The 23,946-nt window shown below is 62.4% G+C and carries 20 protein-coding genes and 1 pseudogene; 17 read left to right on the forward strand and 4 right to left on the reverse strand.

Going from position 1 to position 23,946, the window contains the following annotated elements:
• The first annotated feature begins 96 nt into the window (after positions 1-96).
• The 3 genes from hemE to AC07X6_RS14115 all read left to right on the forward strand — a co-directional run bounded on the left by hemE (position 97) and on the right by AC07X6_RS14115 (position 4,079).
• A complete protein-coding gene (gene hemE / locus AC07X6_RS14105; protein WP_072457493.1) occupies positions 97-1,182 on the forward strand; it encodes a uroporphyrinogen decarboxylase in 1,086 nt (361 codons plus the stop codon).
• A gap of 372 nt (positions 1,183-1,554) precedes the next feature.
• Positions 1,555-1,836 (forward strand): hypothetical protein, encoded by a 282-nt coding sequence (locus AC07X6_RS14110; RefSeq protein WP_230542009.1) that lies wholly within the window; start codon positions 1,555-1,557, stop codon positions 1,834-1,836.
• Positions 1,837-2,024: 188 nt separating this feature from the next.
• Entirely contained in the window at positions 2,025-4,079 is a 2,055-nt protein-coding gene (locus tag AC07X6_RS14115; RefSeq protein ID WP_494791370.1) for a primosomal protein N', read from the forward strand.
• Here the strand turns inward: AC07X6_RS14115 and AC07X6_RS14120 are convergent.
• Positions 4,076-4,966 (reverse strand): ArgP/LysG family DNA-binding transcriptional regulator, encoded by an 891-nt coding sequence (locus AC07X6_RS14120; RefSeq protein WP_494791371.1) that lies wholly within the window; start codon positions 4,964-4,966, stop codon positions 4,076-4,078. The genes AC07X6_RS14115 and AC07X6_RS14120 overlap by 4 nt on opposite strands.
• A gap of 129 nt (positions 4,967-5,095) precedes the next feature.
• Between AC07X6_RS14120 and AC07X6_RS14125 the strand changes: the two genes are divergently transcribed.
• Both AC07X6_RS14125 and AC07X6_RS14130 read left to right on the forward strand, forming a co-directional pair.
• Positions 5,096-6,544, forward strand: a complete 1,449-nt coding sequence (locus AC07X6_RS14125) for a dihydrolipoyl dehydrogenase (RefSeq protein WP_494791372.1) — start codon at positions 5,096-5,098, stop codon at positions 6,542-6,544.
• 164 nt (positions 6,545-6,708) lie between these two features.
• On the forward strand, positions 6,709-7,830 hold the full coding sequence (locus AC07X6_RS14130) for an HD-GYP domain-containing protein (RefSeq protein WP_494791373.1): 1,122 nt from the start codon (positions 6,709-6,711) through the stop codon (positions 7,828-7,830).
• 9 nt (positions 7,831-7,839) lie between these two features.
• On the opposite strand, the gene AC07X6_RS14135 is transcribed toward AC07X6_RS14130, so the two are convergent.
• Entirely contained in the window at positions 7,840-8,325 is a 486-nt protein-coding gene (locus AC07X6_RS14135) for an SRPBCC family protein (protein ID WP_230542004.1), read from the reverse strand.
• Between the two features lie 209 nt (positions 8,326-8,534).
• Between AC07X6_RS14135 and AC07X6_RS14140 the strand changes: the two genes are divergently transcribed.
• The gene (locus AC07X6_RS14140; protein WP_070219613.1) at positions 8,535-10,595 is read left to right on the forward strand and encodes a UvrD-helicase domain-containing protein; all 2,061 of its coding nucleotides are present in this window, start codon (positions 8,535-8,537) and stop codon (positions 10,593-10,595) included.
• 7 nt (positions 10,596-10,602) lie between these two features.
• On the opposite strand, the gene AC07X6_RS14145 is transcribed toward AC07X6_RS14140, so the two are convergent.
• Both AC07X6_RS14145 and AC07X6_RS14150 read right to left on the reverse strand, forming a co-directional pair.
• Positions 10,603-10,959, reverse strand: coding sequence for an addiction module antidote protein (locus AC07X6_RS14145; RefSeq protein ID WP_494791374.1), 357 nt, complete (start codon positions 10,957-10,959; stop codon positions 10,603-10,605).
• Positions 10,956-11,336: a type II toxin-antitoxin system RelE/ParE family toxin gene (locus tag AC07X6_RS14150; RefSeq protein ID WP_494791375.1), complete on the reverse strand. Its 381-nt coding sequence runs from the start codon at positions 11,334-11,336 to the stop codon at positions 10,956-10,958. Before AC07X6_RS14150 ends, AC07X6_RS14145 begins: the two co-directional genes overlap by 4 nt.
• Positions 11,337-11,494: 158 nt before the next feature.
• Between AC07X6_RS14150 and AC07X6_RS14155 the strand changes: the two genes are divergently transcribed.
• The 11 genes and pseudogenes from AC07X6_RS14155 (at position 11,495) to AC07X6_RS14205 (ending at position 23,787) form a co-directional block, all read left to right on the forward strand.
• Positions 11,495-11,713 (forward strand): SlyX family protein, encoded by a 219-nt coding sequence (locus AC07X6_RS14155; protein WP_034753936.1) that lies wholly within the window; start codon positions 11,495-11,497, stop codon positions 11,711-11,713.
• A gap of 120 nt (positions 11,714-11,833) precedes the next feature.
• Positions 11,834-13,969, forward strand: a complete 2,136-nt coding sequence (locus AC07X6_RS14160; protein ID WP_494791376.1) for a M3 family metallopeptidase — start codon at positions 11,834-11,836, stop codon at positions 13,967-13,969.
• Positions 13,970-14,196: 227 nt separating this feature from the next.
• Positions 14,197-16,350: a M3 family metallopeptidase gene (locus AC07X6_RS14165; protein ID WP_494791377.1), complete on the forward strand. Its 2,154-nt coding sequence runs from the start codon at positions 14,197-14,199 to the stop codon at positions 16,348-16,350.
• A gap of 118 nt (positions 16,351-16,468) precedes the next feature.
• Entirely contained in the window at positions 16,469-16,681 is a 213-nt protein-coding gene (locus AC07X6_RS14170; protein WP_070219603.1) for a VF530 family protein, read from the forward strand.
• An 11-nt stretch (positions 16,682-16,692) separates the two neighbouring features.
• Positions 16,693-16,971, forward strand: coding sequence for a DUF4404 family protein (locus tag AC07X6_RS14175; protein WP_070219601.1), 279 nt, complete (start codon positions 16,693-16,695; stop codon positions 16,969-16,971).
• 237 nt (positions 16,972-17,208) lie between these two features.
• The gene (locus tag AC07X6_RS14180; RefSeq protein WP_442908101.1) at positions 17,209-19,470 is read left to right on the forward strand and encodes a YgiQ family radical SAM protein; all 2,262 of its coding nucleotides are present in this window, start codon (positions 17,209-17,211) and stop codon (positions 19,468-19,470) included.
• A 280-nt stretch (positions 19,471-19,750) separates the two neighbouring features.
• Positions 19,751-19,855, forward strand: a pseudogene (locus AC07X6_RS14185) (zinc-ribbon domain-containing protein); the annotation flags it as partial.
• A gap of 168 nt (positions 19,856-20,023) precedes the next feature.
• Complete coding sequence (locus AC07X6_RS14190) at positions 20,024-20,740, forward strand: hypothetical protein (protein WP_494791450.1); 717 nt, start codon at positions 20,024-20,026, stop codon at positions 20,738-20,740.
• A 47-nt stretch (positions 20,741-20,787) separates the two neighbouring features.
• The gene (locus AC07X6_RS14195; protein ID WP_268994046.1) at positions 20,788-21,510 is read left to right on the forward strand and encodes a hypothetical protein; all 723 of its coding nucleotides are present in this window, start codon (positions 20,788-20,790) and stop codon (positions 21,508-21,510) included.
• Between the two features lie 67 nt (positions 21,511-21,577).
• Positions 21,578-22,690: a zinc ribbon domain-containing protein gene (locus tag AC07X6_RS14200; RefSeq protein ID WP_230541998.1), complete on the forward strand. Its 1,113-nt coding sequence runs from the start codon at positions 21,578-21,580 to the stop codon at positions 22,688-22,690.
• An 8-nt stretch (positions 22,691-22,698) separates the two neighbouring features.
• A complete protein-coding gene (locus tag AC07X6_RS14205; RefSeq protein WP_494791378.1) occupies positions 22,699-23,787 on the forward strand; it encodes a zinc-ribbon domain-containing protein in 1,089 nt (362 codons plus the stop codon).
• Positions 23,788-23,946 lie beyond the last annotated feature (159 nt).

The following is a 23,946-nucleotide window of genomic DNA, read 5'->3' on the forward strand; positions in this document are numbered from 1 at the left end:
TGTGCGTGGCAAATGCTGCAAAGCGGCACCGGAATCAATGAAATGGCGGCGATTGGATGCGATAATACCGCTTCTCCAAGCTATTGATTGCCTTCCATGCCACAATTTGCTCCGCTCCAGAACGACACTTTCCTGCGCGCCCTGCTGCGCCAGCCGACCGAGCACACCCCTGTCTGGCTGATGCGCCAGGCGGGCCGCTACCTGCCCGAATACCGCGCCACGCGCGAGCGGGCCGGCTCCTTCCTGGGCCTGGCAAAGAATCCCGATTACGCCACCGAAGTGACCTTGCAGCCCCTGGAGCGCTTCCCGCTCGACGCGGCGATTTTGTTTTCCGACATCCTGACGGTGCCTGACGCGATGGGCCTGGGCCTGTATTTCGCCGATGGCGAAGGCCCGAAGTTCGAGCGTCCGCTGCGCACGGAACAGGATGTGAAGGCCTTGCAGGTGCCGGACCTGGAATCGCTCGACTACGTCTTCAAGGCCGTCACGCAGATCCGCACGGAACTCAATGGCCGTGTGCCGCTGATCGGTTTTTCCGGCAGCCCGTGGACCCTGGCGTGCTACATGGTCGAAGGCGGCGGCTCGAAAGAGTTCCACACCATCAAGAAGATGCTGTACAACCGTCCTGACCTGATGCATCACATCCTGGCGATTAACGCCACTTCCGTGGCGCAGTATCTGAATGCGCAGATCGATGCCGGCGCGCAAGCCGTGATGATTTTCGATTCCTGGGGCGGTGCGCTGGCCGATGGCGCCTACCAGGAATTCTCGCTGGCCTACATGCAGCAAGTGGTGGCGCAGCTGAAACGCGACAAGGATGGCGTCAAGATTCCCGCCATCGTGTTTACCAAGGGCGGCGGCCAGTGGATCGAGCAGATCGCCGACATCGGCGCCGATGCCGTGGGCCTGGACTGGACCGTCAACCTGACGCGCGCGCGCCAGCTGGTGGGCCATAAAGTGGGCTTGCAGGGCAATCTCGACCCCGCCATCCTGTTCGCCAGCCCCGAGCAGATCCGCGCCGAAGTGGCGAAAGTGCTCAATGCGTTCGGTGCGCCATCGGCAGGCACGGGCCACGTGTTCAACCTGGGCCATGGCATTTCCCAGTTCACGCCGCCGGAATCGGTCGAAGCGATGGTGGAAGCCGTGCACAGCATGAGCCGCGCCATGCGCAGCGGCCAGTAAGTATTCGTTTTCCCCTGGCGCAGGGGCAGAAAAGGCAGGCTTTCCAGCGGAAGCCTGCCTTTTTCTTTGCTGCGCCTTAGCAAGAAATACCGACTTATGCACAATTTTTTTTGCTGCGGAAATAAGAGGCAGTGTCAAAGCCATGCCCGGGGGCGCTTTGCAAGTGCTTGATTATTAAGAAATAAAAAATGCCTTGTTTGGCGGACTTTGTTGCAATTGATAAGGTTATTCTTTCGTCCGCTCGCCTTATTCCTTCATTGTCCACAAAGTTATCAACAGATTCTGTGGATAAAATTGAAAAGTAATTTGTTAACCGATACTTAGCGCCGATGTTCAGGTTTCACCTGAAGTGCATGTTGCACTGCATGATAATTGAACAATGTTTCGCCGCCCGTCAGGCAAAAGCGAACGCTTGCCCGGCAATTGTCAATTTTGCCGCGTGCCGCCCGTGTTTTTCCGAATCTGGCGCATCAAAATGGTGCGGATTTCTGTATAAATAAATTACAAATGGTTCAGTTATGCACAGCGGCGGAAATGTGCTGTGGATTTCTAGCCTCCCGGGCATCAATTTTTAAGCCATTGATTTTAAATGCTTTATTTTTCTTGCGTGCCGCTCTTGACGGCGAACGAAATTTTCTATCCACATTTTTCTGAAAGTTAATTTTGCTTTGTCCACAAAGTTATCCACAGAATTTTCTTCTGGCACGAGGACACGCCTTGCTGTCTGCCGTTAGGCGTTTGACGGACGAAACAAGTATCATGGCCCGCTGGCTTGACGCCTGACATCCCGCCGCGCCATCGACCCTGCGGCGCGCTTTTTTATTGAGATAGGCCATACCCCCATGCCGCAGTGCCTTTTGACGCCGTGCATCCTGAAAATCGCGCTCGACACGCCCCTGAACGCCCTGTTCGACTATCGCTGGAACGGGGCGGCGGCGGACGGCGTCGCGGACGCGCCGCTGCCGCAAGTGGGGCAGCTGGCGCTGGTGTCGTTCGGCCGGCGCGAAGTGATGGGGCTGATCGTCGGCGTGTCCGACAGCACCGACGTGCCCGCCGCGAAATTGAAGGACGTGCTGGCCGTGCGCAGCCAGCTGGCGCCCCTGTCGGAGCAGTGGCTGGCGCTGGCCGCCTTCGCCGCCGATTACTACCAGCGCCCGCTCGGTGAAGTGGCCTTGCCGGGCTTGCCGAAGAACTTGCGCGTGCTGACCACCGTGGCGCTGGACCGCGCCATCAAGAAGCTGGGCAAGCTGGCCGACGCGCACGACGGCACGCCGCTGAACATGCCGGCCCTGAATGCCGCCCAGCAAGAAGCTGCGGACGCCATCGGCGGCGCCCAGGGTTTCAAGCCGACCCTGCTGTACGGCGTGACGGGCAGCGGCAAGACGGAAGTGTATCTGCAAGCCTGCGCCCAGGTGCTGGCGCGCGAGGACGATGCGCAAATCCTGATCCTGGTGCCGGAAATCAATTTGACGCCCCAGCTGGAAGGCAATATCCGCGCGCGCTTTCCCGGCGTCATGCTGGCCACCCTGCACAGCAGCCTGTCCGAAGGCGAGCGCATGCTGCACTGGCTGGCCGCGCACCAGGGCCAGGCGCGCATCGTGCTCGGCACGCGCTTGGCCATCCTGGCGTCCTTGCCGAAATTGAAATTGATCGTCATCGACGAAGAGCACGATCCTTCCTACAAGCAGCAGGAAGGCTTGCGCTATTCCGCGCGCGACCTGGCCGTGTGGCGCGCCTGGCAATTGCAGATTCCCATCGTGCTCGGTTCGGCCACGCCCTCGCTGGAAAGCTGGCACCACGCGCAGACGGGGCGCTACCGCAAGCTGGAATTGCGCGAGCGGGCCGTGAAAAATGCTGTGTTGCCGCGCGTCAAGATCCTCGACATGGAGCGCGACAAGCCGAAGGATGGCTTGACGTCGCACCTGGTGGCGGCATTAAAACTGCGCATGGAGCGGGGCGAGCAGTCGCTGCTGTTCCTGAACCGGCGCGGCTATTCGCCCGTGATCTGCTGCGAATCGTGCGGCTGGATCAGCAATTGCACGCGCTGCACCTCGTTCATGGTGCTGCACAAGCCCGAGCACCGGCTGCGCTGCCACCATTGCAGCCTGGAACTGCGCATTCCCCGCCATTGCCCCACGTGCGGCAACGTCGACCTGCAGCCGCTGGGACGCGGCACGCAGCGTGTGGAAGAGGGCTTGCAGCAATTGTTTCCCGAGGCGAGGATTTTGCGCATCGATGCCGATTCCACGCGCAAGAAGGGCAGCGCGCAGGAAGCGTTCGACACCGTGCACCGGGGCGAAGTGGATATTCTGATCGGCACGCAGATGGTGGCCAAGGGCCACGATTTCAAAAAGCTGACCCTGGTCGGCATTTTGAATCCGGACACGGCCCTGTTTTCGCAGGATTACCGGGCCAGCGAACGGCTGTTCGCCCAGCTGATGCAGGTGGCGGGCCGGGCCGGGCGGGCTGCGCAGACGCAAGGCGGCAGCGTGTCCGAAGTGCTGATCCAGACGCGCTATGCGCGCCATCCGCTGTACGACGCCGTCGTCAACCACGATTACGACCATTTCGCCACCACCTTGCTGGAAGAGCGGGCCCAGGCGGCGCTGCCGCCGTATCTGTTTCAGGCCCTGCTGCGCGCGGAAGCCCCGGAGCTGGCGACGGCCATCGAATTCCTGCAGGCGGCGAAAGAGTGCATGGAACACCCGCAAGTGACCATCAATGACCCGATTCCCATGAGCATGACGCGCGTCTACAACGTGGACCGCGCCCAGCTGCTGCTGGAATCGCCCTCGCGGCCCGCCCTGCAGGCGTTCCTGAAGGAATGGCTGATGGAATTGCGCGCCATGAAGACGCGCGTGAAATGGTCGCTGGAAGTGGACCCGCTGGACATTTAAGCCAGGTAGTCGCGCCCGGCTTTGACGATCTGTTCCGATAGCAGCTTGGTAAACGGCGTGTCCAGGGTCCACGCATGCCAGCTCAGCGGTACGTCCAGGGTGCTGCCCGGCATCAGATCCACGAGACGGTCCGTCGCCAGCGCCTGCGCGGCCAGGCGCTGCGGCATCAGGCCGTAGGCCAGGCCATCCTGGACGCAGGCGCGGCGCGCCGCTTCTACGGGTAAGGTGTGGTGCGGAAACGGTTCGCGCATGCTCAATTGTTCCGCGAGGAAACGTGCCAGCAAGCCGTGCTGGCCCACCACGGCCGGCGCCAGTTGTACCGCCTCGGCAATAAAACCATCGCCGAACCAGTGCCCGGCAAACACGGGCGTGGCCACGCAGACATAGCGCAAGGTGCCCAGCGGCGTGACGCTGGTGGCGGCCGCCGCGTCGATCGCCGTGCCGGACTCTGCCGCCACGCAGCCGAACACGGAGCCGTCGCGCACCATCTGCAAGGCGCTGTCGCTGTCGGCCAGGCGCACGTCGAGCTGGCAGCGGGGCGGCGCCAGCAGGGTGGACAAGGTGTCGGGAAACCACGTGGCTAGGCTGTCGGCATCGATGGCGATGGCGATTTCCGGCATGCTGACGCTGTTGCCCAGGTCGATGTCGAGCGACGCTTCCATCAGCTTGACGTTGCGGTGATGCACGATCAATCGCTGGCCCAGGCCCGTCGGCACGGCCGGCTGGCCACGGATGATCAGCAAGCGCCCGCTGGCGTCTTCCAGCGCCTTGATGCGCTGCGAGACGGCCGACTGGGTGATGCCCAGCGCCAGGGCGGCCTTGTCGAAACTGCCATGGCTGGCGACGGCGTCCAGCACGGCCAGCGCGCGATAATCGAGTGATCCCATTAGCTCAGCTTATAAATTTTGAAAACGATTAGTTATACTAATGCATATATTGCTGCAAAGTAAAACCTTATTTTCGGCAAACGGGTAGTATCGAACACTGTGAGCAACCTCAGTGGGATGGACAGCACCATGAAGACGATACAAGTGGATGTGGCCGTGATCGGCGGCGGCACGGCCGGCATGACGGCGCGCAAGGCGGCGAGCATGCAGGGCAAGCGCGTGCTGATGATCGAAAGCGGGCCGTACGGCACGACCTGCGCCAGGGTCGGCTGCATGCCCAGCAAACTCCTGATCGCGGCGGCCGAGGCGGCCCATGCGGTGGCCGCCGCGCCCGCGTTTGGCGTGCATCCGGGCCCCGTGCGCATCGACGGCCGGCAAGTCATGGCCCGGGTGCGCAGCGAGCGCGACCGCTTTGTCGGCTTCGTGCTCGACGGCGTCAACGCCATACCCGACGAAGAAAAGCTGCGCGGCCATGCGCGGTTTATTTCCCCCGGCAAACTGCAGGTCGATGAACACACGATTGTCGAAGCCGCCAGCGTGGTCATCGCCACCGGTTCTACGCCCATCGTGCCGCCCGAGTGGCAGGCGGCGGGCCAGCGCGTCATCACCAGCGACGCCGTGTTTGAATGGACGGATTTGCCAACGTCCGTCGCCGTGGTCGGCAGCGGCGTGATCGGCCTGGAACTGGGCCAGGCGCTGGCGCGGCTGGGCGTGCGCGTGACGGTGTTTGCGCGCGGCAATAAGGTCGCGCAGCTGACGGACCCGCTGGTGCTGCGGGAGGCCGATGCCGTGCTGGCGCGCGAATTCGATATCCGTTTCATGACCCAGGTCGCGCACATGGCAACAACGCCGGACGGCAGCGGCATCGCGCTCACCAGCCGCGACGGCGCGGGCGCGGAAAAAACCGAGCAGTTCGAGTATGTGCTGGCCGCCATCGGCCGCCGTCCGAACGTGGACAAGATCGGCCTGGAGACGGCGCAAATCGAGCTCGACCGTCACGGCATCCCCCTGCATGACCCGCACACCATGCAGTGCGGCAAGAGCGCCATCTTCATCGCGGGCGATGCCGACAACGCCTTGCCGCTGCTGCCCGAAGCGGCCGACGAGGGCCGCATCGCGGGCGAGAACGCGGCGCGCTTTCCTGACGTCAAGCCTGGCTTGCGCCGCACGCCGCTGGCGATCGCCTTCACGGAGCCGCAGATCGCCACCGTGGGCGCCACCTACCAGCAGCTGTGCGTGAGCCACGCGGGCCGCTTCGCCGTCGGCGCCGTGTCGTTCGGCAACCAGGGCCGCAGCCGCGTCATGCTGCAAAACCAGGGCTTGCTGCGCGTGTATGCGGAATTCGGCAGCAAGCGCTTTCTTGGCGCCGAGCTGATCGGCCCCCGGGCGGAACACCTGGGCCATTTGCTGGCCTGGGCATGCCAGGCGCAGCTGACGGTGCCCGCCATGCTCGACATGCCGTTCTACCACCCCGTCATCGAGGAAGGCGTGCGCACGGCCTTGCGCGAACTGGCCCTGCACCTGGAAAAAGACCCGGAACACGCGCCCGGCTGCGCCGACTGCTCGCCTGGCGTCTGATGCAATTTTGATATTTACACAATTTTGTAGACAAGCGCACATGATTGCGCGATCATCGCTGCCACATTGAAATATTGATTAAAAGCAAAAAACATTTCAATTGGTACATGCCGCTGATGCCACGATGGTAAAAACAAGCGGGTGCAGGCGATGATGGAGACGATGTGAAAATTCGGCGCATTTACGCGGGAGAACTCGCCCTGGGCGTGGCCCTGCCCTGGGACGTGCACAGTGAAACGGGCGGCTTGCTGGCCAGGCTGGGCCATGTCATCAGCAGCGAGAACCAGATCGCATTGCTGCTGGCGCGCGGCGTCATCGCCGATACCAGCGCCGACGTGCCGCGCACGGCCACGGAAGCGCCGTCGGCCCTGCGCATGCTGAACCTCGTCACGGCGGGGCTGGCCCTCGTCTTGCCATCCATCGCGGCCGGGCAAGCGGGCAGCCACGCACCGCTGGCCGCGCTGGCGCAGCTGGTGGAAGAGGCCGTTGTTCTGGACGCCGACGTGGCGCTGGCCTGCATCCTGCACAACCAGGGCGCGGGCGATTTTGCCGTGCGGCACAGCGTCGATACGGCCGTCATCGCGGCCCTGCTGGCGCGCGCCCTGAAACTCGAGGACGCTGTCGTGCGCAGCGTGGTGCTGGCCGCGCTGAGCATGAATGTGGGCATGCTGGAACGCCATGCGGATTTCCAGCACAAGGCCGGGCCGCTGGACGCGCAGGAACGCGCCTATTTGCGCGCCCATCCGCAAGCCGGTGTCGACTTGCTGCGCGCGGCGGGCGTGACGGACGCCGTCTGGCTGCAAGCCGTGCTGCAGCACCATGAAAATATCGATGGCAGCGGCTATCCGCTGGGCACGCAAGGCGAGGCGATCGGCATCGGTGCCCGCCTGATCATGCTGGCCGACCGCTATTGCGCGCGCGTGTCGAAGCGCAGCTACCGTCAGCCCTTGCTGCCGAACGTGGCCCTGCGCGAAATGTTGATGGCCGACAAGGCCACCCTGGATGCGCCGCTGGCATCCTTGCTGGTGCGCGAGCTGGGCATCTATCCCGTCGGCACCTTCGTGAAACTGTTGAATGGAGAAATCGGCGTCGTCACGCGCAAGGGCTTGAATGCCACCACGCCCCACGTGCAATCGCTGATCGGCCCGCGCGGCGCGCGCCTGGACGTGCCGCTGCGGCGCGATACGCGCGTGGACTTGCACGCCATCCGCGAAGTGCTCAGCGCGGAGCAGGCGGGACTGCAATTTCGCCCCGACCAGTTATGGGGCCGCAGCGCAAGAATTTAGCGCGGGAGGTTAATTCAGCAGACCCGCATCCAGCCGTCCCTCAAGCGCCAGCTCGCGCATGATGCGCACGGTGTCGATGTCGGACTCCTTGTAGGCGGAGCGGCGGAAGTCGTCGTACAGGGCGTTGGCCGCATCGGTGGCCGCGTCGTGGCCGTCGTCGTACTGGAAGCGCACCCACAGGCTCGCTTCGTCGGGCATCTCGATGGTCATCACCAGCGAGGAGGCGCTGATGTCTTTCTGCGCCGGCACTTCGTAGCGCACCTGCAGTTGCGGCACCAGCACCACCTTGTCGTTGATGACCAGCTCGCCATAGCGCAGGCTGCGCGCGAAACCGGCATCGCAGCGCTCGCTGATCCGGCATTCATCGAGGTGCGGCACGAACAGCTTGGGCGACTCGGCGCGCAAGACGAGGCCGCGCCAGACCTGTTCCAGGGTCAGGGTGTCGATCAGCGGGTTCAAGGGATCGTTGATTTCAATCAGGTGTTCAAATTTCATGGGACTGCCATTCGGTAAGTGGGCGCGCGCGGGCGATATAGGCGGAATGGTACTCCAGGCGTGGCCGCGCCGCACGCATTGCAGCGGCCAAGATGGCGGCATATGGCGATATATCAATGCCGTTGCCTGTTTTTCATGCAGATCTCGCCGTGCAAATGGCGGGCGCGACGCTGTTACAATGGGCTGCTGTTCCCTGCGGAAATACCCTGATGTCCAAAGCACCACAGTTCGGTCTGAATGCGCCCCAAAGCGAAGCGGTAACCTATCTCGACGGCCCTTGCCTCGTGCTGGCGGGCGCCGGTTCGGGCAAGACGCGCGTGATCACGCAAAAGATCGCCCATCTGATCGAAGACCGGGGCTACGACCCGCGCACCATCGCCGCGCTGACCTTCACCAACAAGGCGGCGCTGGAAATGCAGGAACGCATCGCCAAGCTCTTGAAGCAGCCGCGCCAGGCCAAGCAGTTGACGGTATCGACCTTCCACTCGCTGGGCGTGAAAATCCTGCGCCAGGAAGCCAATGGCGTGGGCTTGAAAGACCGCTTTTCCATCATGGATAGCGACGATTGTTTTTCCTTGGTGCAAGACCTCGCCATTACCACCGATAAACAGGTGATCCGCGGCATCCAGAATGCCATGTCCCTGTGGAAAAACGGCTTGATCGATCCGGACATGGCGCTGGCGCAAGCCAAGGATGAAGATGAAGCGAACGCGGCGCGCATCTACCGCAGCTATGTGGCCACCCTGTCCGCCTACCAGGCCGTCGATTTCGACGATCTGATCCGCTTGCCCGTGGAATTGTTCCGCAACAATGGCCCCGTGCGCGACAAGTGGCAGCGGCGTTTGCGCTACCTGCTCGTCGATGAATACCAGGATACGAATACCTGCCAGTACGAACTGGTGAAACTGATGGTGACGGGTATCGGCAAGAAACCGATGTTTACGGCCGTGGGCGACGACGACCAGGCGATCTATGCGTGGCGCGGCGCCACGGTGGAAAATCTGAAAACGCTGGAAACGGATTTCCCCGATTTGCGCGTGATCAAACTGGAGCAGAATTACCGCTCCACCATGCGCGTGCTCAATGCGGCCAATGCCGTCATCGGCAATAATCCGAAATTGTTCGAAAAGTCGCTGTGGTCGGAGCACGGCCTGGGCGAGCCGATCAAGGTGCTGGGCATGCAGACGGACGAGCAGGAGGCGGAGCAGGTCGCCATCATGATCTCGGCCGACCATTTCGAGCGCAAGAACAAATTTTCCGATTACGCGATTCTGTACCGGGGCAACCATCAGGCGCGCATCATCGAGCAATGTCTGCGCAAGGAACGCATTCCATACACGATTTCGGGCGGCCAGAGCTTTTTCGACAAGGCCGAGATCAAGGACATCATCAGCTACCTGCGCTTGCTGGCGAACGAAGACGACGACCCGGCCTTCATTCGCGCCGTGACGACGCCGCGCCGCGGCGTGGGGCAGTCGACCCTGGAAGTGCTGGGCGCGTTTTCGGGGCAGTGGCAGTGCTCGCTGTTCCAGGCCGTCTTTAAAGGCGGCATCGAGGCCAAGCTGACGGACCGCCAGCTGGGACCGCTGCGCGACTTCTGCAACTTCATCAACGACCTCGAGTCGCGCGCCAGCCGCCCCGGCGCGGCCGGCAGCGGCGACAACGCGGCCGAAGTGCTGGACGACATGATGAAGGAAATCCACTACGAATCGTATCTGTACGATGCCTTCGAGGAACGGCAAGCGCAAAGCAAGTGGCAGAACGTGCTCGAATTCGTCAACTGGCTCAAGGAGCGTGGCCGGGGCGGCAAGGACCGCGATGGCGAAGAAAAGAACGTGCTGGAACTGACGCAGATGGTGGCCCTGATGACCATGCTGGAAGGCAAGGACGAGGAGCAGGACGCCGTGCGCATGTCCACCCTGCACGCGTCGAAAGGGCTCGAGTTTCCGCACGTGTTTCTCGTTGGCGTGGAAGAGGGCATCTTGCCGCACAAGGGCGACCCTGACGCGCCCGCCGAAACCATCGCCGCGCGCATCCAGGAAGAGCGGCGGCTGATGTATGTGGGCATTACGCGCGCCCAGCGCACTCTGCACGTCACCTGGTGCAAGAAGCGCAAGCGGGCGGGCGAGCAAGTCCATTGCGATCCGTCGCGCTTCATCAAGGAAATGCAACTCGACGTGGGCGACGCCGTGCCGACGGAAGCGGAAGTGATTTCGCCGAAAGAACGTCTGGCGCGCATGAAGGCCTTGCTGGCCGCGCCGAAGGCTTAAGCAGCGTTCACGTTTCCACTGCGCCGTCGGGCGTGGTTTTCGGCACGATGGCCAGCTGCATGCCCAGCGCATCGAGCATCTTTAAAATGGTTTCAAAGCGCGGCTTGCTGCCTTCGCGCAAGGCTTTATATGCGCCTTCGCGCGTGATGTCGGCCCTGGCTGCCACCTTGCCCATGCCGTAGGCGCGCACCACGTCGTTCATGGCCGACTGGAACAGTTCCGCGTTGCCGGTGGCGACGATTTCGCTCATGTAGGCGGCCACGGCGGCCTTGCTGGTCAGATGTTGCGTTGGGTCAAATTTGCTCAGGCCTAATGCTTCCAGGTCGTCGAGGTCGAAGGTGTCATGGTCGATATGTTGGTTCATTGCTTTCGTGCTCCTGTGGATGCCGCCGCTTTCCGGATGGCCGCCTGCCGGGCTTTCAGTTCCCTGAGGATCGCTTGCGCCTGCTTGATGTCGCGTTGCTGGCTGGATTTGTTGCCACCGAGCAGCAGCAAGATCAGGGTGCCCCGATTCGTTTCATGAAAATACACGCGCCAGCCCGGCCCCGTCTGTAAAAAGCGCAGTTCGCACACGCCTTCGCCCACAGGGCGCCAGTCGCCCTTCTTACCGTGCTGCAAATGCTTGATGCGGGCATCGATGGCGGCGGCCGCCACATCGTGCAAACCATCTTCCCAGCGCCGGTATTCGGCCGTCTTGCGCGTATCGATCAGTACCGGTTCGGGCGGCGTTGGTGTGTTCATTGTAATCGTTTGTTCTCATTCGTCAAGCGGTTTGAGCCCATACAGGAAGAATAAACAGAAATCGCAGCCCGTCCGGCGGGGAATGGAGGGAGTTTGTCCTGGCTCACGCCGCTGCGGCGGTAGAATGCCGCTTTCAGTCAGGAATCACCGAGAGCACCATGGACAATGCAGAACAGATGGAAGTACGTTTCGTCGATATCGAAATCAAGCTGGCGCAGCAGGAAGACCTGGTCGAGTCGCTGAACCAGATGGTGTACCAGCAGGGCAAGCGCATCGATCAATTGGAAGCGATGTTGCACAAGCTGGGCGAGCACGTGCGCGACGGGGCGCAGCAGGCGAATGGCGGGCTGGTCAACGAACGTCCGCCGCATTACTAACGCTGTACGGGCGTATCGCTACCATCGGTAGTTGCGGGTGACGCAAGTGTTTCTGGCTGTTATTATTTCAGGCTGGCCCGCGACACAATCGCGGCTCTCTTGCGTTCCTTGAAAGAAGACATGACCCGTCCAACAATGCTCGTCATCGCCGCCAGCCTGATGCTGGCGCCAGCCGCCGCCGCTTTTGCCGCCACCGCGGCCGCAGCGCTGCCTGCTTCGAACCCGTTTGCGCAGGCCAGCAGCCTGCCCTTCCACTATCCGCCGTTCGACAAGGTGCAGGATGCCGACTACGCGCCCGCCTTTACGGCAGGCATGGCCGCCAACCTGGCGGAAATCGACGCGATTGCGAATAACAAGCAGCCAGCGACCTTCGACAACACCATCGTGGCCATGGAACGCTCGGGCCAGCTGCTGAGCCGCGTGCGCACCGTGTTTTCCGTGATGTCCGGCTCCAACACGAATGAGACGATCCAGGGCCTGGAACGCGAACTGGCGCCGAAAATGGCGGCCCACAGCGACGCCATCATGCTCAACGACAAGCTTTTCAAGCGCATCGACAGCCTGTACGCCAAGCGCGACAAGCTGGGCCTGGATGCCGAATCGACACGCTTGCTGGAACGCTATCACACCGATTTTGTCCGCGCGGGCGCCAAGCTGTCGGCGGCCGACAAGCAAAAGCTGCGCGCCTACAATGGCCAGTTGGCTGCCCTGTCGACCAAGTTCGCGCAGAACGTGCTGAAGGAATTGAACGCCTCGGCTGTTGTCGTCGATACGCGCGAAGAGCTGGACGGCCTGTCGCCGGCCGCCATCGAAGTGGCCGCCGGCCTGGCCAAGAAGCGCGGCCTGGACGGTAAATACGTGATCGCCCTCGTCAACACGACGGGCCAGGCGCCGCTGTCGCTGCTGACCAACCGCGCCGTGCGCGAACGCATCATGGCCGCTTCGCAAGCGCGCGGCAGCCGTGGCGGCGAGTTCGACAACACCCAGGAAGTGCTGGAACTGGCAAAGCTGCGCGCCGAACGTGCCGCGCTGATGGGCTACCCGAACTACGCGGCCTACTCGCTGGAAGACCAGACGGCGCACGACACGACCGCCGTGAACGCTTTGCTGGGCGAACTGGCAAAGCCGGCCGTCGTCAATGCGCGCCGTGAAGCGGACGATATCCAGAAGGTCATCGATGCGGGCAAGGGCGGCTTCAAGGTAGGCGCCGCCGACTGGGCCTTCTACAGCGACAAGGTGCGCGCCGAACGCTACAACTTTGACGAAACGCAACTCAAACCGTACTTTGAGATGCACAGCGTATTGACCCGTGGCGTGTTCTTTGCCGCCGGTAAATTGTACGGCCTCACCTTCAAGCAGCGCACCGACTTGCCTGTCTACACGTCCGACATGCTGGTGTACGATGTCTTCAATGAAGACGGCACGCAGCTGGCCATCTTTACGCTCGACCCTTACGCGCGCAGCAACAAGCGCGGCGGCGCCTGGGCGAATGCCTACGTGGGCCAGTCGACCTTGCTGAACCGCAAGCCCGTCATCGCGAATAACCTGAACATTCCAAAGCCGGAAGCGGGCCAGCCGACCCTGATGACGTTTGACGAAGTCAACACCATGTTCCACGAATTCGGCCATGCGCTGCACGGCATGTTTTCGAACGTGAAGTACCCGCGCTTTGCCGGCACCAGCGTGCCGCGCGACTTCGTCGAATACCCGTCGCAAGTCAATGAAATGTGGGCGCTGTGGCCGGAAGTGCTGCAAAACTACGCGAAGCACTACCAGACGGGCGCGGCCATTCCGGCCGAACTGCTGGCCAAGGTGACGGCGGCCGACAATTTCAACCAGGGCTACAAGACCACGGAATACCTGGCATCGGCCCTGCTGGACCAGCGCTGGCACCAGCTGACCCCGGCGCAGATCCCCACCGACGTGCTGGCGTTTGAAAAAACCGCCTTGAGCGACGCGGGCGTCGATTTCGCCCCGGCGCCGCCGCGCTACCGCACCACGTACTTCTCGCATGCGTTCGCGGGCGGCTATTCGGCCGGCTACTACGCCTACCTGTGGTCGGAAAAGCTCGACGCCGACACGGTCGAGTGGTTCAAGGAAAACGGCGGCCTGACGCGCAAGAACGGCGACTGGTTCCGTCAGAAACTGCTGTCGCGCGGCGGCAGCGCCGATGCGCTCGACATCTACCGCAACTTCCGCGGCCGCGATGCGAAGATCGAACCGCTGCTGGAACGCCGTGGCTTGAACGGCAAGTAATTTCTCCCCAGTACCGGCCTCGCCGGTGCTGAACATCAATGGCCGCCCGGCAATGGGCGGCCATTTTTATTTGGGGATTTTGATTGTACGCCGTGGTAAACCGCGCATTTGGCGTGCTGCACCACAGGATCGCCCATGTTGGATGACGCCTGTGTGACAGGCTGCTATGATCTGCCACTGGCCCGCGACGCGATCGCGGTTCTTCCCCGCGCTTCCTGAAAGATGTCATGATCCGTCCACAACTGCTCGTCATCGCCGCCAGCGTCATGCTGGCCCACGCCGTTCCATCCGCCATGGCTGCCGCCACCGCAAAATCCGCGCCTGCCGCCGCCGTCAGCGCCCAGAATCCCCTGCTCAAAGCGAGCCCGCTGCCGTTCCAGATGCCGCAATTCGGCCTGATCAAGGATGAACACTACGCGCCGGCGTTTGCCGAAGGCATGAAGCGCCAGCTGGCCGAAGTCAACGCGATCGCCAGCAACCGCCAGCCGGCCACGTTCGAGAACACCATCGTGGCCCTGGAGCGCACGGGACAGCTGCTGCACCGCGTACAAAGCATCTTCAGCAACATGACGTCGACCAACACGAACAGCGTGCTGGAAGCGGTGGAAGTGGACGTGTCGCCGAAACTGGCCGCGCATGGCGATGCCATCACCCTGAACCCGAAATTGTTTACCCGCATCGACACCCTGTATGCCAAGCGCGACAAGCTGGGCCTCGATGCGGAATCCCTGCGCCTGCTCGAGCGCTATCACACGGATTTCGTGCGCGCCGGCGCCAAGCTGTCCGATGCGGACAAGGAAAAACTGAAAGCCTATAACGCCGAGCAGGCGGGCCTGGAAACGGCCTTCGCGCAAAACGTGCTGAAGGAAACGAATGCCAAGAGCATCATCGTCGACACGCGTGCCGAACTGGCGGGCATGACGGACAGCGATATCGATACGGCCGCCACGGCAGCCAAGGAACGGGGCTTGACGGGCAAGTTCGTCATTGCCCTGGTGAACACCAGCGGCCAGCCGCCATTGGCCGTATTGACGGATCGCAAGACGCGTCAGCGCCTGATGGATGCGTCGCTGAACCGCGGCAGCCAGGGCGGCGAGTTCGACAACCGCGCCATCGTGCTGAAGCTGGCCAAACTGCGCGCCGAACGGGCGACTTTGCTCGGTTACGCCAACTACGCCGCGTATTCGCTGGAAGACCAGACGGCCAAGACCACCACGGCCGTCAACACCCTGCTGTCGGAACTGGCGAAACCGGCCGTCGCCAACGCGCGCCGCGAAGCGGCCGACCTGCAGCAAGTGGTCGATGCGGAAAAAGGCGGTTTCCAGGTGGCGGCGGCCGACTGGGCCATCTACACGGACAAGCTGCGCAAGCAGCGTTTCAATTTCGATGAAAACGAGCTGAAACCGTACCTGGAACTGAATAGCGTGCTGAACAACGGCGTCTTCTTTGCCGCCAATAAACTGTATGGCATCAGCTTCAAGGAACGGAAGGACTTGCCGGTGTACAACCCGGACGTGCGCGTCTACGACGTTCTGGATGCCAACGGCAAGCCGCTGGCCCTGTTCATTGCCGATTTCTATGCGCGCGGCAACAAGCATGGCGGCGCGTGGATGAATGAATATGTGTCGCAATCGTCCTTGATGGGCACGCATCCCGTCGTCGCCAACCAATTGAACATTCCGAAGCCGCCCGCCGGCCAGCCGACCTTGCTGACGTTCGATGAAGTGACGACCATGTTCCACGAATTCGGCCATGCGCTGCACGGCATGTTTTCGAACGTGAAATATCCGCGCTTTGCCGGCACCAGCGTGCCGAGCGACTTCGTCGAGTATCCATCGCAAGTCAATGAAATGTGGGCCGTCTGGCCGGAAGTGCTGCAAAACTATGCCAAGCACTACCAGAGCGGTGCGGCCATGCCGCAGGAATTGCTCGACAAGGTCACTGCGGCGAAGAAATTCAACCAGGGCTTCATGACGACGGAATACCTGTCGGCGGCCCTGCTGGACCAGCGCTGGCACCAGTTGGCGCCGAGCCAGATTCCGACGGACGTGCTGGCCTTTGAAGCGGCATCGCTGAAAGATGCGGGCGTCGATTACGCGCCCGTGCCGCCGCGCTACCGCACCGCGTATTTCTCGCACAGCTTCTCGGGCGGCTACTCGGCGGCGTATTACGCCTACCTGTGGTCGGAAAAGCTGGACGCGGAATCGGTCAACTGGTTCAAGGAAAACGGCGGCCTGACGCGCAAGAATGGCGACTGGTTCCGCAGCAAATTGCTGTCGCGCGGCGGCAGCGTCGATGCGCTGCAGCTGTTCCGCGACTTCCGCGGCCGCGATGCTACCGTGGAACCGCTGCTGGAACGCCGCGGCTTGAACGCGAAGTAAGCCGTTCTCATCAGAAGCTTGCGTTGCGTTGACCTGGCGCACGCAAGCTTTCTGTGCCGGCGGCGTAGAATTGAGTAAGATGTAAATGAAGACGTAACCAAGGCAGTCGAAAGAGTATATGAGTCAGCAAGATTTGAATGGCATTACCCTGGAAGGTATCGTGACGCGCCTGCACGCCCACTACGGCTGGGACGGCCTGGCCAAGCATATCGATATCAATTGCTTCATCAGCGATCCCAGCATCAAGTCGAGCCTGAAGTTTTTGCGCAAGACCCCGTGGGCCAGGAGCAAGGTGGAACAATTGTTCCTGGACACGCAATTTACTGACTGACAGGAAAAAACATGGATAGCAAACTCAAGGAATCGCTGCAACAACTGCATTCGACCCTCGCAAGCAGCGGCCCCGTCGATGAAGAACTGCATGGTTTGCTGCAAAAACTCGATGTCGACATCAAGTTGCTGATGGAAAAGCGCGCCGCGCAGGAACAGGAAGAAGAGTCGACCACGTATGGACTGGCCGAGCGCAGCCAGGAATTGTCGGCCAAGTTTGCCGTCAAGCATCCGAAACTGGAGCCAGCGCTGCGCGAACTTGGCGAGATTTTGGCAAATATGGGGATCTGATGTAACCCGGGGAAAAGCTGGGGTCAGACCCCCGAAGGGTCTGACCCCAAGAGCCTTCTTTCCCCAAGTGTTTGAAAATTAAACGTTTTTTGTACTGAAATCCAACAGTAAAAAGCAGGCCGTCAGGTTGGAAATGGCCAATTCCGGTACAATCCGTACCCTATGAGCTCCCCTACCAATTTATTTGCGACCGTTCCCAAGCGGTCTGCCCGCGCTGCCGTGGCGCCTTTCCTGCCGATGTCGCGTGCCGAGATGGACGCGCTGGGCTGGGACCAGTGCGACGTCATCCTCGTCACGGGCGACGCCTACATCGACCATCCGAGCTTCGGCATGGCCCTGGTCGGCCGCCTGCTCGAAGCGCAAGGTTACCGCGTCGGCATCATCAGCCAGCCCGACTGGCTGTCGGCCGACGCCTTCCGTATCCTCGGCAAGCCGCGTTTGTACTACGGCATTACCGCCGGCAACATGGATTCCATGGTCAACCAGTACACGGCCGACCGCAAGATCCGCTCCGACGACGCCTACACGGCCAATGCCGAACCAAATAAACGCCCGGACCGCGCCGTCACCGTGTACGCCCAGCGCGCGCGCGAAGCGTATTCCGACGTGCCCATCGTTATCGGCAGCATCGAGGCGTCCTTGCGCCGCATCGCCCATTACGATTACTGGTCGGACAAGGTCCGCCGTTCCGTCTTGCCCGATTCCAAGGCCGATTTGTTGATTTTCGGCAATGCCGAGCGCGCGCTGGTCGACCTGACCCACCGTCTGGCCGCCGGCGAAAACATCAAGGATATCCGCGACTTGCGCGGCACGGCCTTCATGGTGCCGGCCGGCTGGCTGCCCGGCGACGACTGGGGCGTGCACAATTCCACCCGCGTCGACGTGCCCGGCAAGATCGATCCGCACTACAGCCCCTACGAAATGGTGCAGGAAGACAAGACCGCCTGCGCCACGGAAAATGCGTCGAAATCGGCCGAAGTCATCAAGCCGATCCGCATCATGAGCCGCGAAGAGCGCCTGGCCATGGCCAAGGAAAAGCACGACAAGACGGTGGTGCGCCTGCCCGCCTACGATGTCGTCAAGGATGACCCTGTCATGTATGCACACGCTTCGCGCGTGTTCCACCTGGAATCGAATCCCGGCAATGCGCGCGCCATGGTGCAGGCGCACGGCGAACGCGACGTGTGGCTCAACCCGCCGCCGCTGCCGCTGGCCATGGACGAGATGGATGGCGTGTACGACATGAACTACGCGCGCGCCCCGCATCCGAGCTATGGCAAGGCGCACATCCCCGCGTGGGAAATGATCCGCTTTTCCGTCAACATCATGCGCGGCTGCTTCGGCGGCTGCACCTTCTGCTCGATCACGGAGCATGAAGGACGCATCATCCAGAGCCGTTCGGAACCGTCGATCCTGCGCGAAATCGAGCATATCCGCGATAAAACCAAAGGCTTTACGGGCACCATTTCCGATATGGGCGGTCCGACGGCGAATATGTACCGCCTGGCCTGCAAGGAAAAAGAGATCGAAGTGTCGTGCCGCCGCCTGTCCTGCGTGTATCCGTCCATCTGCGTGAACCTGGGCACGGACCACAGCAAGCTTATTTCCCTGTACCGCAAGGCGCGCGCCATTCCCGGCATCAAGAAAGTCTTGATCAGCTCGGGCCTGCGCTACGATCTGGCCGTGCGTTCGCCCGAGTACGTCAAAGAGCTGGTGACGCACCACGTGGGCGGCTTGCTGAAGATCGCGCCCGAGCACACGGAAGAGGGGACGTTATCGAAGATGATGAAGCCTGGCATCGGCGCGTATGACGAATTCAAGGAAATGTTCGACCGTTTCTCGCTGGAAGCGGGCAAGAAGCAGTATTTGATCCCGTACTTCATCGCCGCCCATCCGGGTACGACGGACACGGACATGCTGAACCTGGCCCTGTGGCTGAAGAAAAACAATTTCAAGCTGGACCAGGTGCAAACCTTCATGCCCACGCCGATGGCGATGGCGACGACCATGTATCACACGCGCAAGAATCCTTTGCGCAAGGTCACGGCAGACTCGGAAGTGGTGGAAACGGCCCGCAGCGGCAAGATCCGCCGCACCCATAAAGCGTTCCTGCGCTACCAGGACCCGGCCAACTGGCCGATTTTGCGCGAAGCGCTGGTCAACATGGGCCGAGGCGACTTGATCGGCAATGGCGACAAGCATTTGATCCCCGCCTGGACGTCGTCCGAGTCGGGCGGCCTGGCCGCCGGCGAACGCAGCCGCCAGACGCATGGCGCCGGCACGCCGGACAAGTTCAAGGTCACGCCGGGCAAGAACCGTATCGCCCTGGGCGGCACGGCCGCGGCGCCGAAGGCGACGGCGGTCGAGTCGAAAGTGCGTCCGTCAATCTTGTCGACGATCAAGACCAAGGCCAAGCCGGCCGCCGTGCCGATGGGCCGTGGCGGCAAGCCGCCCGCCAAGGGCGGCCATGCCGCGCCGGCACGGGGCGGACGCAAGTAAACGGTCTTCGGCCCTCGGGCATAGCCTGAAAACCCGGCAACGCGCCCTGCGTTGCCGGGTTTTTTGTTATTTGCGCACCAACATGAGGCATGGCCCGCCATGGCGGCATAATTTTTACCAATATTTAAAAATTGAATAGAGCAAAAGGCAATTTTCCCTTGTGGCAACTTGGTGTTTGAAAATATACTCGTCGGATATTTAGCCGTACGGCAACAAAGCTGCCTTTCTGGCAATCGCCAGCGTACGCGACTCCCTGCGTTGATATGAAAAGAGATGCCAATTGAAATGCCTTTCCTGCCAGGCCGAGAATAAGCCGGGCGCCAAATTCTGTTCCTCCTGCGGCACCACGTTTGCTATTGCCCCTGCCGCCGCCCCGGTACCAGGCAAATCCTGCGGCCAGTGCGGCCATGATTGCAAGCCCGATGCCAGGTTCTGCCCCAAGTGCGCGTTCAGCTTTGCCGTGGCACCCCTTGCCGCAGCGGTGCCGCCGCCGCTGCCGGAGCCGGTTATCGAGTCGGTTATCGAGCCGATGATTGAGCCTGTCATTGAACCCGTGCCTGAGCCTGTCCCGGCACCGGTGGCGGAACCGGTCGCGCCACCTGCGCCGCCGCCCGTGCTGGAAAAGCGCCGTGCCGACCCCATCCCCGCGACAGCAGCGGCAGCAGAAACGTCACCCTCGCCCGATGTGCCGGCGGACAGCCAGCCGGCTGGCAGCCGCATGAAATTGATCGCCGCGGCCGTCGCGGCAGTAGTGGTAGTGGGTGCGGCAGGGGGATACTATTACCTGTCAGGCAAGCCTGCCGTGCCCGCGCCAGTCCCCGCACCGACGGTTCCTGCCGAGGAGACGGTTGCCGCCGAGCAGCCGCTGGCCATCAGCGACCCTGCGCTCGATGGCGGCACGTCGGCCGACCTGGCCGCGACACCTGCTGCCGAGCCTGAGCCTGAGCCAGTGCCAGCGGCAGCTCCTGCACCTGCGCCGGCACCGGCTCCTGCGCCGGCACCGGCACCTGTCGTGGAAAAACCCGCCAAGCCCGTCAAGGCGGCACCGCCGCCACCGGCGCCTGTCAAACAGACTACCGGCCTGGAAAGCGTGATCACGGAGAGCCTGTCGGAAGCGAGCCATTGCATGAGCCAGCGCAAATACGACTGCGCCATCGCCAACGCGAATGCCGTGTTGCGCATGGATACGGGCAACCGCCATGCGCAGGACATCAAGCGCAAGGCGAAGGAAGCGCAAGACAAGGCGCTGTCGCAAATCCAGATCGAGTAAGCCGCGCGGCTGGCCTTCCCCTTATTTTGATCTTCCTGGAGAATAACGTGAAAAAAATGAAACAAATTGCCAAGCCCATGGTGGCGCTGCTGGTCGTGTCCTCGATGCTGGCCGGCTGTGCCGCGCCGGGCGGCCCTGGCGCCACCGGCACCAATACCGCCGGCACGGAAGCGGCCAGCGGCGAATGCAACACGGCCATGCTGGCCGGCATTGGCGCCGTCGTCGGCGGCTTGCTGGGCGGCGGCAACAACACGGTGCGCGGCGCGGCCCTGGGCGCCAGCCTGGGCGCGCTCGCCTGCGTGGCCCTGAATTATCAAAGCCAGCAAGTCAAGACGGCGCAGCAGGTGCAGACCGACTACAAGGTGGCCAACAAGGGCAAGCTGCCCGAGCAGTCGACCCTGGTGAAATACGAGACGGGCTTTACGCCATCCTCCGTGCGTCCGGGCCAGAAGGCGCAGACCAATTCGTATATCGAAGTGGCGGCCGGCACGCGCGATCCGAACCCGCTGGTGGAAGAGGAATTGAGCCTGTACAAGCCGAATGGCGACTTGATCAAGACGGTGCGCAAGGTGGTCAGCAGCAATAACGGCAGCGGCGCCTACAAGGGCGGCTTCTCGATTCCCATGCCGGAAGGCGTGCCGCAGGGCATTTACCCGGTGCGCACGGCCCTGTACCTGAATAGCAAGCGCGTCGGCGGCCAGGACGTCAAGCTGCAGATCGTCCAGCGCCAGGCGCCCGCGTCCGACCTGCAGCTGGCCCGCGCTTACTGACATTGATTACCACGGGGCGGCCATGCCGGCCGTTCCGTTCCCCGATTTACCCCCATCCAGGCTAGACATGACCATTTCCACTGAAGCAGCAAAACCTCTTCCCTTTTCCTCCGCCGTGGGCTCGCTGATCGAAGCGACCGACGCCATCAGGAACTTCCGCGCGATTGCCCTGCTGGCCCTGACCTTCATCGGCGCCGTGCTCGTCGGCGGCGTGCTGACCGTGCTCGCCGGCAGCATGAAAAGTGTCGTGCTGGTCTTCCTGGGCGGCCTGATGGCCTTCCTCGTGATGTTTTACGGTTCCAACGCCGTGGGCATCATGCTGATGCGCGACGCGCAAGGCCAGCCTGGCATGAGTCTGGTTGATGCCGTGCTCGTTTCGCTGGTCACAAGCCACCGCCTGATCGCGGTGGTCTTCCTTGAATTTTTGATCGTGCTGGCGGCCATGATCGCCATCGCCATTATCTTGTTCGTCTGCAAGATTCCCGTGCTGGGCCCCGTGCTGTACACGGTGGTCTTCCCGCTCTCGGCCATCGTGCTGGGCGTGCTGGTGTTTGCGTTGTTTTACGTGATGCTGCCGCTGGCCGGCCCTGCCGCCTGGTCGGGCGCCACCGTGTTCCAGATCATTGCCCGCCTGAACCAGATCGTGCGCACCAAGCTGGTGTCGGTGATCCTGCTGGAAGTGCTGCTGTTCCTGATCACCGCGTTTGTGACGCTGCTGATCTTTGGCGTCGTCGGCACGGGCGTGTCGCTGACGACGGGCATGTCGGCCACCATACTCGGCCTGGGTAGCCAGCTGAACATGTATTCCCTGGCCTCGGGCCTGGGCGGCGGTTCCGGCTACATCATCGCTGCCGGCCTGGGCGGCGGCTTGCTGATGGCGGCCGCGGCCGTGGTGCCAAGTTTGATCTTTACCAAGGGCGTATGCATCATTTACCTGAACGCCACGCGCAACGTCGATTTCAGCGCGTCGGAAGCGAGCCTGAACGACGGCCTGGCTACGGTCAAGAAGAAAGCCGAAGAAGCGCGCGAACGCGCGCGTGCCTTGGCCGAGCAGGCGGCGGCACCCGCCGCTCCCGCCGCCCCGGCAGCGGCAGCTGAGAATCTGCACTGCCCCAGCTGCAAGGCACCGGTTGCGTCCGATGACGTGTTCTGCGGCGAATGCGCGCATAAACTCAAATAAGGCTGACCATGGCTCACTTCTGCACCCAATGCGGCACCGCCCATACGCCCGACGCGCGCTTCTGCGATGAATGCGGCAAGGCCGTGAACGCCGCGCCGGCACCGGCACCGGCACCGGCACCGGCCGCGGCGCCGGCGCTGTCCCGCGTGAAGCGGCGCCACGTCATCATCGCCGGCAGCGCGCTGGCGGTGCTCATCGTGGCAGGCGGCGCCCTGGCGTGGCTGCTGGCGCCAGAGGCGGCCTCGGCCAACAGTTTCAGCCGCGCCATCGATGCCCACCTGGCGGCCGACGAGGCGGCACGCGACAAGTTGCTCTGCTTGAGCAACTTGCCGTACCAGAAGGAAGAGATCCGCGTGGCCTCGTACGACAGTTCCACTCGGCAATGGCTGGATATCCTCGTGCGTAGCGGACTGTACGCCGCCCCCGTGGAACAAGGCAGCGGCGGTTGGGTTGCGCAATCGCAATTTGTCTACGCGCTGGCCGCGCCGGGCAAGGCAGCCTTGCGCGGCGACAAGCTGTGCGTGGCCACGGGCGTGAAAGTGGCCAAGGTCAGCGGCTACGATCAGGTGCGCGACCTGGGCGCACAGCAAGTGGCGATGGCCAAGGCTACCCTGACGCTGACCGATGAGGCGGCGTGGTTCGCCAAATCGCCGGACCGCGCGCTGATCCTGCAACGCTTGCCGGATGGCGACCTGGAAGTACGGCTGCCGCTGGCGCTGGTCGACAAGCGATGGCAAGTCATCGATCAAGAGCAGATGAGCCTGGGGGGCGTGGCCGCTGCGATGGGCAGATCGCCGGCCGTGCAGGGCGCGGGCCTGCTGGACAAGCTGAAAAGCGTGTTCAGCTTTGGCGGTCACCCGGCGATGGGGAAATGGCAGGCGGCGATGGGCAATGTCCTGGAATTTACACGCGACAGCGTGATCAATAACGGAACCTCGACCAAGGCCACCTTCACCACCAACGGCAATACCGTGACGATCGCGCCGGAAGGCGCGGGCGAAGCGGCCATGGACATTATCGTCAGCGATGATGGCAGCACGGCGCAGATCAGCATGGGCGGCATGCGGGTGACAACCCTGCGGCGCGTGCGCGATTAAGCATCCGGCAGGTGGCGCAGCTTGCCGCCTTGCCTCATTCCCGAAGCCCGGCCGTGCCGGGTTTTTTTACGCCCGCCCGCAGCGGCGCGTCCGCCAATTTATCTTGACATCAAGATAGTTCGCGCCCACACTGGAATTATCTTAACGTCGAGATAGTTC

It is taken from the genome of Janthinobacterium sp. GW460-12-1-14-LB5, from assembly GCF_059423585.1.

What these genes read in the sequence shown, in the direction of transcription:
- hemE (WP_072457493.1), top strand. Translation starts at nt 97, where the DNA reads ATGCCACAATTTGCTCCGCTCCAGAACGACACTTTCCTGCGCGCCCTG.
- AC07X6_RS14115 (WP_494791370.1), top strand. Translation starts at nt 2,025, where the DNA reads ATGCCGCAGTGCCTTTTGACGCCGTGCATCCTGAAAATCGCGCTCGAC.
- AC07X6_RS14120 (WP_494791371.1), bottom strand. Translation starts at nt 4,966, where the DNA reads ATGGGATCACTCGATTATCGCGCGCTGGCCGTGCTGGACGCCGTCGCC.
- AC07X6_RS14125 (WP_494791372.1), top strand. Translation starts at nt 5,096, where the DNA reads ATGAAGACGATACAAGTGGATGTGGCCGTGATCGGCGGCGGCACGGCC.
- AC07X6_RS14135 (WP_230542004.1), bottom strand. Translation starts at nt 8,325, where the DNA reads ATGAAATTTGAACACCTGATTGAAATCAACGATCCCTTGAACCCGCTG.
- AC07X6_RS14140 (WP_070219613.1), top strand. Translation starts at nt 8,535, where the DNA reads ATGTCCAAAGCACCACAGTTCGGTCTGAATGCGCCCCAAAGCGAAGCG.
- AC07X6_RS14145 (WP_494791374.1), bottom strand. Translation starts at nt 10,959, where the DNA reads ATGAACCAACATATCGACCATGACACCTTCGACCTCGACGACCTGGAA.
- AC07X6_RS14150 (WP_494791375.1), bottom strand. Translation starts at nt 11,336, where the DNA reads ATGAACACACCAACGCCGCCCGAACCGGTACTGATCGATACGCGCAAG.
- AC07X6_RS14155 (WP_034753936.1), top strand. Translation starts at nt 11,495, where the DNA reads ATGGACAATGCAGAACAGATGGAAGTACGTTTCGTCGATATCGAAATC.
- AC07X6_RS14160 (WP_494791376.1), top strand. Translation starts at nt 11,834, where the DNA reads ATGACCCGTCCAACAATGCTCGTCATCGCCGCCAGCCTGATGCTGGCG.
- AC07X6_RS14165 (WP_494791377.1), top strand. Translation starts at nt 14,197, where the DNA reads ATGATCCGTCCACAACTGCTCGTCATCGCCGCCAGCGTCATGCTGGCC.
- AC07X6_RS14170 (WP_070219603.1), top strand. Translation starts at nt 16,469, where the DNA reads ATGAGTCAGCAAGATTTGAATGGCATTACCCTGGAAGGTATCGTGACG.
- AC07X6_RS14175 (WP_070219601.1), top strand. Translation starts at nt 16,693, where the DNA reads ATGGATAGCAAACTCAAGGAATCGCTGCAACAACTGCATTCGACCCTC.
- AC07X6_RS14180 (WP_442908101.1), top strand. Translation starts at nt 17,209, where the DNA reads ATGTCGCGTGCCGAGATGGACGCGCTGGGCTGGGACCAGTGCGACGTC.
- AC07X6_RS14200 (WP_230541998.1), top strand. Translation starts at nt 21,578, where the DNA reads ATGACCATTTCCACTGAAGCAGCAAAACCTCTTCCCTTTTCCTCCGCC.
- AC07X6_RS14205 (WP_494791378.1), top strand. Translation starts at nt 22,699, where the DNA reads ATGGCTCACTTCTGCACCCAATGCGGCACCGCCCATACGCCCGACGCG.